Below are 9,400 nucleotides of genomic sequence, written 5' to 3'. Positions count from 1 at the left end.
ATTTACTGGAGCAATAAAAAAACGTGTCGGTAAAATCGAAGCTGCAAAAGGTGGCACCCTGTTTCTAGATGAAATAGGAGATCTCCCAATTGACCTACAGCCCAAACTACTCAACGTGCTCCAAGACAGAGTGTTTCAGCGTATTGGAGGAGAAAGTCCACACGCCTGTGATGTGCGTATTATCACCGCCACTAATATTGATTTTAAAAAGAAGATCGAGACTAAGGAATTCAGAGAGGACCTTTATTATCGTATCAGTGTGATTCCTTTAGAAATGCCGCCCCTTAGAACCCGTCCGCAAGAAATTCTGCCACTTGCTAACCATTTTCTTAATCGAGTAACTAAGCAGAGAGGCAACCAAAACATATCAATTAGCAAGGGAGCAACTGAAAAACTTCTAAAATACGAATGGCCCGGCAACGTCCGACAATTAGAAAATTTAATCGAAAGAGCTTCAGCCTTTTGCGATGATAACGAAATAGCTGCTGATGACCTGATGGGCAGCATTGACAGCCCAGAACACTCTGGAAAACCAATGAACCACCTCGGGGGAAAAACTCTCGCTGAGATAGAAAAATCCGCTATTCAAGAGACTCTAAAGTTATGTAACGGCAATAAAGCTGAGTCCGCTCGCTCGCTCGGCATCAGCGAAAAGTCGATCTATAACAAAATGAAACGCTTAGGAATGACAACCTAAGATAATTGCGATACCATACAGGTCAAACATCATATTTTATGAAAGGCGTAATATTTACAGAATTTCTCGGCATGGTCGAAGACTCATATGGGTTCGACATGGTAGACACTATTATTAATAAAAGCGATTTACCGTCCAAAGGATCATACACAGCTGTCGGTACCTACCCGCACACTGAAATCGTGTCACTCGTCTGTAACTTGAGCGAAGAGCTTAATGTTGCCGTCTCCGACTTACTAAAAGAATTTGGACGTCACCTCTTTCATCAACTCGCTAAATCCTACCCAGATTTTGTAAAGGAAGCAGCAAATCCTCTAGATTTATTAGAGCAAGTTGAAACACACATCCACGAAGAAGTCAGAAAGCTTTACCCCGACGCGGAACTACCAACATTCGAATGCGCTCGTCCACACTCACAGGACCAACTTTACATGACATACCATTCGGTTCGGCACATGGAGGATGTCTGCGAAGGACTTATCCGCGGGAGCCTAGAACATTTTAAGAGTACTGCTGACATTGAGCGCAAAATGATCGATGACAATTCCGAACTTTTTATTATTACGATCACATAACGCCGCTATGTCTAATGATTCCGATAAGTGGCAACAGCGTTACCAGCGCGAGAAGGCCGCCAGAGTACAAGCTGAGCAACTGCTAGAGCACAAAAGCTCTCAACTTTTCATTGCCAATGAACTATTAGAACAAAAGTTTCAGCTCGAATCCTCAAAGTTACGTAATGAGGAAAAAAAATTCACTGCCCTGTTCCACTCTTCTATTGACGGTATTATCCTCTACAACAATGAAGGCGTCATCCTTGATGCCAATCCCACCCTCTGCCAACTCCTCAAAGTAAAAGTAAACCAAATAATAGGTACCAACATCAGAGAGTTCTATCCAAAAGAATTCCTAGCTCATGCCATCAAGGCTAAAGATGAACTCTCCAATCATGGCCACACACGATTCGAGGTACCCCTGAGGTGTGCCGATCACAGCTACGTACCTACAGAAGTTTCTGCAACCAAGTTCGAGGTCGATGAAAAAACCATCATTCAAGGTATTATTCGTGACACCACAGATCGAAACAAAATTGCATTAGATTTGGAGAGAGCCACAGAATCTGCCATTAAAGCGAATGAGGCAAAGTCGCTCTTTCTCGCAGCAATGAGTCATGAAATTCGTACTCCCCTGAATGGAATTCTTGGTTTTACTGATATCTTAATTCAATCTGATGCCTCGGATGAACAAAGGCAGCACCTTAATTTGATCAAGAAAAGTGGCAATATTCTCCTCTCAATCATCAATGATATACTAGATTTCTCTCGTGTAGAAAGCCAGCAAGTTGAACTGGAAATGGTTGATTATAGTCTCACGGAATGTATCGAAGAAACACTCGATATCCATGCTCACACTGCGGCAGCGAAGAACGTTGACCTCCTTTATTCTGTAGATAGTGACGTTCCATTAGAACTTAATGGGGATACAGCAAGAATTAAGCAAATCATCCTAAACCTAGTTTCTAATGCGCTTAAATTCACTAGTGAAGGAAGTGTCGTAGTCAGGGCATCACGACCAGACAAAAAAACAATCGAAATATCTGTTACTGATACAGGAATCGGCTTTGAGTCTGAGTTAAAATCACAACTCTTTCAGCCTTTTATTCAAGCTGATGCATCCACGACAAGGAAGTATGGGGGCACAGGCCTAGGCCTCGCAATATGTAAGCAACTCATCGATGCTATGGAAGGCTCTATCGATGCCAAGTCCAGTCTCGGTCATGGAGCCTCTTTCTTTATTAGATTCCCTTACCTGCCCGCACTCCAGCAGCTTCCCAGAGATTCAGCCAATAATGAGTCTTCAAAGCTCAATGGCCTGAACGTACTGGTCATAGATGACCACGCAATCAATTTAGATTTCATGCAAGCCAGACTCAATAAATGGGGCTGTAAAGTCACCTCTGTACAATCTAGTAAAGAGGCATCAAAACTGAGTAATGAGGAACTTCTCAAGCATGACTTAATTCTAAGCGATATGCTTATGCCTAACATGGATGGCCTAATGTTAGCTAGAGAGTTACGTCGAAAGCTAGGGCATCAGACACCTCCTATGATTTTGGCCACCTCGTCTAGAAATTCCTCAGATAAGACAGAAGCTCTCAAAATTGGCTTCAAAAATGTGATATACAAACCAATCAAAGAATCTGAATTGATCACCAACATGATTGATGCAGTTTCTTGCTCTACTTCTCTTATAGCCCCTTCTCGTTCCCCCGAAAAAACAAACCTTTGCTGTAATTCTGACTACGCGTTGATTGTCGAAGATAATCCCATCAATGCTAAGCTCGCTAAATTACTTATTGAGCGGATAGGCCTAACCGCACATATTGCTCATAACGGCAAAGAGGCTCTTGCGGCACTGGTCGATAAGCAGGTGTATTCAGTTATCTTTATGGATATCCAAATGCCCATCATGGATGGGCTTGTTACCAGTACTAAAATCCGTAAAGGAGAGGCGGGCTCATACTACACAAAGACCCCGATAGTCGCCATGACTGCCAACGCCCTTGCCGAAGACAAAAAACGGTGCCTCGAGGCTGGCATGAACCATTACCTATCCAAACCTATCAACACTAAAGAGCTTATCAAAGTTCTTAATAAACTTGGGATCATTTCTTAACCTCCCACGCTCAACTCTCTCGATAAGCTCTCCACCTAAAACTATTCTAAAGATGTAGTAGCAATCATTCATTCCCTCGGGGTCCTTCCATTTTCTCCACCAAAGCCCAGAGTCGGGTCGGCTAGATAATCCGTAAAGGTTATAAAATATAATGCCCCCTATCTACAGTCCTCGAATAACCATAATGGAACCATCAAAGCTGTGCTCACTAATAACACCGTGTTCAGATGCTTTACTCACTTCATACCGCTTATGACTGCAATACAAAGCTCTGTTGTTTTTCTATATGGCACGATGATTATCTGGCTGCGCAAGTTTTTGTCTGTAAAAGCTAATTTAGTTTATTGTTTTTGTGGGAACAACAACTTTACGAATGATATGTCCCCTCCGATTAACCATTATTCTCTAGCATATGGCATCCGCCCACATGTAATTTCTGAAAATTCTATATAAGTTCACAGCCCCTGCTCATCCCCTCGCTCAAAATAAAAAAAGATTTACCTTCGCTGCAATCAATCATTTGCTACTGCCATGAGAGAGATCGAAGTACTTCACGCGGGTAAATACCTAGGACTCTACCAACGTGACAATTGGGAGTTCGCCCTGCGCCCTAACGCATCAGTCTGCGCCACAATTCTCCCCATCACCGATACTGAAGAAATTGTCCTCATTGAGCAATTCCGAGTACCCATGCAAGCGCATGTGATCGAAGTGCCTGCTGGGCTTGTCGGTGATGAGCCAGAGTTTGAAGGTGAAACAATCGCCGATTGTGCCGGCCGTGAACTCCTGGAAGAGACTGGCTATAAAGCAGATAAAATCACTGAACTCATAGCCACCCCCACTTCAGCAGGAATGACTCCTGAAATCACCCACATGTTTGCTGCTACCGGACTCTCTAAAATTCACGATGGCGGTGGAGTCGACGGTGAAGACATATCAGTACACGTCATTCCACTCAGCGAACTGGATAGATTTCTAGCCACCAAACAAGCCGATGGATTGCTCATCGATTTTAAAATCCACGCTAGCATTTACAAAGCGAAGGAACTCGGTCTCATCTAATAGCTCCATCACCGCATGAACCTTTCAGAAAACACAGTCTCACGCTTCGGAGGCATTGCCCGACTCTACGGGGTGGATGCTCTAGATACATTCACCAAGTCACACGTTGCCATTGTTGGTATTGGCGGCGTCGGATCATGGACTGTCGAAGCTCTCGCTAGATCCGGTGTGGGGATGATCACGATGGTCGACCTTGATGAAATCTGCGTGACTAACATCAACCGCCAACTCCACGCAATGGACGGCAACATCGGGCAGCAAAAAACCGATGCTATGGAAGCGCGGATCAAGGCAATCAACCCCGATTGTGTGGTCACTAACATCCAAGGGTTCTACTCCGAGCGCTCGGCTGATGAATTCTTCGAAAATAATTTTGATGTGCTGATCGATGCTATTGATCGAGTGAAAGAAAAGACCCACCTCATTGTCGAATGCAAAAAACGCGACATCCCCGTCATCAGCTGTGGCGGTGCCGGGGGACTCCGAGACCCATCGAAGATCCAAATCGCGGACCTAAGTAGAGTGACCAATGACGCACTTCTAGCGCAAGTTCGCACGAAGCTTCGTAGCCAATACGGATTCCCCAAAGGCGATACAAAAAAGCCAAAGAAGTTTAAAGTCGAAGCCATTTTTTCAACTGAACAAGCAATGTTCCCTCAGTGTGACGGCAGCGTGTCGACCGAGCGCCCCAAGCACGCCGACGGCCGAGACATGCGACTCAACTGCGCCAGCGGCTACGGATCAATCACCCACATGACTGCTACCGTCGGATTATTTGCGGCAGAACGCGCCTTAGCCACACTCACGAAAACTTAAATAAGGTTTTCAGAACCTATTTAATAAGTAATTCTGCTAAATCTTGTGAATATGTAAAACTATTGCCATGAATCCCTTCGACACCTTTTCCCTAAGTCCTATTTTAGCTCTAGATTTAGATATGCTCAGCAAAGTCTATCAGAACCTAGCAGCTCAGAACCACCCGGATAAAAGTGGCGACAAATCACAGTTTGAGAAAATCAATCTCGATTACGCCATACTTCGTTCTCCGTCAAATCGCCTCAAAGCCTACATGGACTATGCAGCCATAGAATACGATGCCCGTGGCGCAGTCAGCAACGACCTGATGGATCTCTTCATGCGGGTTGGCTCCCTCATTCAAGAAGCCGATGCTTTCATCCGTAAAAAGTCGGCAGCCACCAGCATTCTAGCCAAAGCATTGTTAGAAGCTGAATCGATGGAACTTCAGGACAAACTCAGCGCACTGATTTCCCAGATCGAATCAAATCAATCTAAAATCACCGAGAGTTTCGCCTCCCCTATCGACAACTCTGACCTCCCCCAAATCGCCCGAAATCTATCCTTCCTAGAAAAGTGGCAAGCCCAGCTCCAACAACGCTACGGGTCACTTTTTTAGAATAAAAAAGGCCTACAGGACTCTGATATCCTATAGGCCTTTTTGAAAAACGTTAGAGCTTATAATAGTCCGTTAGCAAACTTGGCCGCTTGGACAGTGTTTTGCATGAGCATCGCAATGGTCATTGGGCCCACGCCACCTGGCACTGGTGTGATTGCTTTACACTTAGGAGCGACTTCATCGAAAGCTACGTCGCCAACGAGCTTGTAGCCGCTCTTCTTTGAGGTGTCCTTGACACGGTTGATACCCACGTCGATCACTGTTGCTCCGTCCTTAACCATGTCTGCTGTGACGAACTCAGGCTTACCGATAGCGGCAATCACAATGTCAGCGCGGCGGCAAACTGCTGCGAGATCTTTCGTACGGGAATGCGCAACGGTCACAGTCGCATTGCCAGCTTTACCCATAAGAAGTAGAGCCATTGGCTTGCCAACGATCATTGAGCGACCGATTACCACAGCTTCGGCACCTGAAGTTTCAATTCCAGCATCTTTAAGAAGACGCATGCAACCAGCTGGTGTGCAAGGCACATAGCCAGTTGGATCCTCGAGAACTAACTTTGCCACATTCTCTGGGTGGAATCCATCGACATCTTTTGCCGGGTCGATCGCACGGACGATGGCTTCTTCATCGATGTGTGCTGGCGGTGGTGACTGCACGAGAATTCCGTGAATCGCTGGGTCATTGTTGAGTTCTTCAACGACAGCCATGACTTCCTCTTGGGTTGATTCAGTTGGCATCACTATCTTGCGGGAAAAAATTCCGAGTTCTTCGCACTTACGCGCTTTCGAGCCGACATAAACTTTAGAAGCCGGATCTTCACCGATAAGGACAACTGACAGCCCTGGTGTGATCCCCTTTTCTTTCAACTCTGCGATCTGCTCTTTGCATTCGGAGAGTACTTTTTCAGCTACCAGTTTACCGTCGATTTTCTGCATGGCTACTTCTTAAAGAGCACATGGCTTATAGACAATAGCTAAATGTCATCTAGCCCCACTTGCATGGTTGCTTCTATCTCAGCTCGTACTTTTTCGAAGCCCTCAGCATCGATTCCAGCTACAACCTTTATAGGTTCTTCAAAGATGACCGACACCCTAGAAAAAGGCACTGGTAGACGAAACGCGTCCCAAGTACCGAGCTTCCAACAGCGGTCAAATTCCACTCGAACTGGGACAATAGGCGCTCCAGTAGATTCCGCAATTTTGATAATTCCTGGCTGTAAGCCGTAGCGAGGCCCGCGTGGTCCATCGGGTGTGATACACACGTCATTACCAGATTGTATCGCCTTGCGCAAAGCTATGAGAGCTGCCACGGCCCGGCGTGAACTAGACCCACGCACAGCACCAATATCACAAACGGCTACAGCACTTTCCAATACTGCTCCATCCTTACTAGCACTAGTGAGGACAACAACCTTGCGATGGCTATAATATTTCACTCGCATATAGGGCAGCACAAATACTGTGTTGTGCCAAAATGCCCAAATCACAGGATTTTCAGTACTCTCAGAAAGCCCAGCCTTATCCTCTATGTCGACACGAAGAGTCGCACCGACTATGCGCAACACCCACCCGGCAATGCGGCCTATGAACCGTTGCTTCTTGTCGCCTCTAATCTCATGGTGATCCGCCATACCCTATAGCACCATTCACCACATCCAAAGAATTGACAAGTCCCTGCTAGAAAAATAAATCACGTCAGTTAAGCCATGTTCTTCTTGCATGCCGAAGCTTACCGACCAATGTTTTAGATATGAATGATTTTGAGGAAAAAGTACGTAAAACCCTCGCCAACCCACAGAACCAGGGAGAGATGCCAGATGCCGACTCTGTCGGTACCGTGGGATCTCCTGACTGTGGCGATATGCTTCGCATGTGGCTCAAGTTCACAGAGAAGGATGGCAAGAAAGTCATCGACCGAGCCTCATTTCAATCCTTTGGATGTCAAACTGCTATAGCTGTCGCCTCCATGGCTACCGAAATGCTACAGGGAAAAACTGCTGAAGAAGCGGCTGAACTTAACGCACAAGAACTCAGTGGTGAGCTAGGTGCTCTACCTCCGATGAAAATTCATTGCGGCCAACTCGTAGAAGGAGCTCTCAAAGATGCCCTCGACCAAGATGCTGATATTAGTGCGCCAACTAGTCATGAGGGCACAAGCCAAACACTGTCCAGCAGTATGCAGCAAAAGCCTAAAGGCACACTCCGCATCATTCCTCTCGAGGACTAAGTTCACTACGCCCTAGTCAGCCTCGTATCGATGAAACGCAAGTACCTCAGAATGGTTCGACGAACCTATCGCTACCTGCGCCATCCGCGTTTACGTAAGATCAAATGGCTAAACCCCTTTACCAAGGCAATATTCAACAAACGCTACTGGAAACCCTGTAGAGTAACAATTGCAAACGGCCTATCAATTGGCCTTTTTTGCGCAATGCTCCCGATCCCGATGCAGATGGTAGTTGCTGCACTTGGATGCCTGAGAGGTCGTGGTAATGTTCCCGTCGCCCTTGCTGCTTGTTGGATAACAAATCCCGTGACTCAGCTACCGATTATGGTGTTACAACAACGATTTGGAGCTTGGCTACATGCTGCCATGGGGGTACCTAGGCCGCCATTCATTGGAAAAATCGAGAAAACATTTGATGCCCAACATTTCGACTTCATGGGGATTCACCTTGTTGACGCTGGCACAATCACCATCAACATCGGTGACTTTGTGCTAGGATTCCTATCTGCTGGTATCACTCTTGGCCTGATGGCTTACCCACTCGTCTGGGGAGTCAGTATGTTTTTGCCAAACCGCGGCAGGGCGCTCGAAGAGTGGGACCCTTCAGTTTAGCTAAGAACCTCAGTGATCCAGCTTCACTCAATGAGGAAAATAGCTTTTTTTTGCAACGATTGTAACGTCGCTAAGTTATATCCTTATAATATCATTAGCTGAATCAATGCTTCCCAAAATTGTATGACATCCTGTCCCGATCTTCGCCTACTAATTCTGTGTACTAGTGTACTCATCAGCAGCCTGTGTATTTCTCCTGCTGAGAAGCTACCTCTGCAAATGATCACCAATACAGCTGCTGAGATTGACTATATCATTGAAAACGCCAATAAAGTCAAAGGTATTGAGGCCAACCCCATAATTGATGAGGCAACATTTTTACGTCGAGCCTATATTGCCGTCATAGGTCGCATTCCGACTTACCTAGAGACTAAGTCATTTCTTGACAATAGAGCCCCCACTAAACGCACCGAATTGATTGACTTGCTCGTCTATTCACCTGGCTACGACTCTCAGATGTTTAACTTCTACGCCAACCTTTTGCGGCTTCAAACAAACCGTGAACAGCACGGACTAGGTTGGCACCTCTGGCTAAAGAAAGCTGTCTCTGATAACAAGCCTTACGACAAAATGGTATTCGATATGCTGTCAGCGACTGGGCATTGCACTGAAAATCCAGCAGTAGGCTATCACCTTCGAGATCGAGGGATGTTGCTTGATAACATCTCCAATACAGCAAAAATATTTCTAGGCACACAAATCGGCTGCGC

Annotated in this window: 11 protein-coding genes; 9 read left to right on the top strand and 2 right to left on the bottom strand. The window is 45.9% G+C overall.

Going from position 1 to position 9,400, the window contains the following annotated elements; translation table 11 throughout:
* From ABGY95_RS12870 to ABGY95_RS12845, 6 genes are all read left to right on the top strand, one after another.
* Positions 1-697: sigma 54-interacting transcriptional regulator (locus ABGY95_RS12870; RefSeq protein WP_347442090.1), on the top strand; the 697-nt coding region annotated here is incomplete at its 5' end.
* A 38-nt stretch (positions 698-735) separates the two neighbouring features.
* Positions 736-1,272: a heme NO-binding domain-containing protein gene (locus tag ABGY95_RS12865; protein ID WP_347442089.1), complete on the top strand. Its 537-nt coding sequence runs from the start codon at positions 736-738 to the stop codon at positions 1,270-1,272.
* A gap of 7 nt (positions 1,273-1,279) precedes the next feature.
* Positions 1,280-3,373: a response regulator gene (locus ABGY95_RS12860; RefSeq protein WP_347442088.1), complete on the top strand. Its 2,094-nt coding sequence runs from the start codon at positions 1,280-1,282 to the stop codon at positions 3,371-3,373.
* Positions 3,374-3,904: 531 nt separating this feature from the next.
* Positions 3,905-4,435, top strand: coding sequence for an NUDIX hydrolase (locus tag ABGY95_RS12855; protein ID WP_347442087.1), 531 nt, complete (start codon positions 3,905-3,907; stop codon positions 4,433-4,435).
* Between the two features lie 15 nt (positions 4,436-4,450).
* Positions 4,451-5,251, top strand: a complete 801-nt coding sequence (locus ABGY95_RS12850; protein WP_347442086.1) for a tRNA threonylcarbamoyladenosine dehydratase — start codon at positions 4,451-4,453, stop codon at positions 5,249-5,251.
* A 67-nt stretch (positions 5,252-5,318) separates the two neighbouring features.
* Positions 5,319-5,849 carry a hypothetical protein gene (locus ABGY95_RS12845; RefSeq protein ID WP_347442085.1) on the top strand — a complete coding sequence of 177 codons (531 nt, stop codon included), beginning with the start codon at positions 5,319-5,321 and terminating at the stop codon, positions 5,847-5,849.
* 59 nt (positions 5,850-5,908) lie between these two features.
* On the opposite strand, the gene folD is transcribed toward ABGY95_RS12845, so the two are convergent.
* Both folD and ABGY95_RS12835 read right to left on the bottom strand, forming a co-directional pair.
* Complete coding sequence (folD, locus tag ABGY95_RS12840) at positions 5,909-6,787, bottom strand: bifunctional methylenetetrahydrofolate dehydrogenase/methenyltetrahydrofolate cyclohydrolase FolD (protein ID WP_347442084.1); 879 nt, start codon at positions 6,785-6,787, stop codon at positions 5,909-5,911.
* 38 nt (positions 6,788-6,825) lie between these two features.
* Positions 6,826-7,482, bottom strand: a complete 657-nt coding sequence (locus tag ABGY95_RS12835) for a lysophospholipid acyltransferase family protein (RefSeq protein WP_347442083.1) — start codon at positions 7,480-7,482, stop codon at positions 6,826-6,828.
* A 119-nt stretch (positions 7,483-7,601) separates the two neighbouring features.
* On the opposite strand from ABGY95_RS12835, the gene ABGY95_RS12830 reads away from it, so the two are divergent.
* From ABGY95_RS12830 to ABGY95_RS12820, 3 genes are all read left to right on the top strand, one after another.
* Positions 7,602-8,078, top strand: coding sequence for an iron-sulfur cluster assembly scaffold protein (locus tag ABGY95_RS12830; RefSeq protein ID WP_347442082.1), 477 nt, complete (start codon positions 7,602-7,604; stop codon positions 8,076-8,078).
* A gap of 30 nt (positions 8,079-8,108) precedes the next feature.
* Complete coding sequence (locus tag ABGY95_RS12825; protein ID WP_347442081.1) at positions 8,109-8,690, top strand: DUF2062 domain-containing protein; 582 nt, start codon at positions 8,109-8,111, stop codon at positions 8,688-8,690.
* A 219-nt stretch (positions 8,691-8,909) separates the two neighbouring features.
* Positions 8,910-9,400: DUF1549 domain-containing protein (locus ABGY95_RS12820; RefSeq protein WP_347442080.1), on the top strand; the 491-nt coding region annotated here is incomplete at its 3' end.

The sequence above is a fragment of the Rubritalea sp. genome (assembly GCF_039830215.1).
Lineage (GTDB): Bacteria > Verrucomicrobiota > Verrucomicrobiia > Verrucomicrobiales > Akkermansiaceae > Rubritalea.
Note: the sequence above shows the minus strand (reverse complement) of the source record. Positions and strands in the feature narration are given on the sequence as shown.

What these genes read in the sequence shown, in the direction of transcription:
- ABGY95_RS12825 (WP_347442081.1), top strand. Translation starts at nt 8,109, where the DNA reads ATGAAACGCAAGTACCTCAGAATGGTTCGACGAACCTATCGCTACCTG.
- ABGY95_RS12855 (WP_347442087.1), top strand. Translation starts at nt 3,905, where the DNA reads ATGAGAGAGATCGAAGTACTTCACGCGGGTAAATACCTAGGACTCTAC.
- folD (WP_347442084.1), bottom strand. Translation starts at nt 6,787, where the DNA reads ATGCAGAAAATCGACGGTAAACTGGTAGCTGAAAAAGTACTCTCCGAA.
- ABGY95_RS12830 (WP_347442082.1), top strand. Translation starts at nt 7,602, where the DNA reads ATGAATGATTTTGAGGAAAAAGTACGTAAAACCCTCGCCAACCCACAG.
- ABGY95_RS12860 (WP_347442088.1), top strand. Translation starts at nt 1,280, where the DNA reads ATGTCTAATGATTCCGATAAGTGGCAACAGCGTTACCAGCGCGAGAAG.
- ABGY95_RS12835 (WP_347442083.1), bottom strand. Translation starts at nt 7,482, where the DNA reads ATGGCGGATCACCATGAGATTAGAGGCGACAAGAAGCAACGGTTCATA.
- ABGY95_RS12865 (WP_347442089.1), top strand. Translation starts at nt 736, where the DNA reads ATGAAAGGCGTAATATTTACAGAATTTCTCGGCATGGTCGAAGACTCA.
- ABGY95_RS12850 (WP_347442086.1), top strand. Translation starts at nt 4,451, where the DNA reads ATGAACCTTTCAGAAAACACAGTCTCACGCTTCGGAGGCATTGCCCGA.
- ABGY95_RS12845 (WP_347442085.1), top strand. Translation starts at nt 5,319, where the DNA reads ATGAATCCCTTCGACACCTTTTCCCTAAGTCCTATTTTAGCTCTAGAT.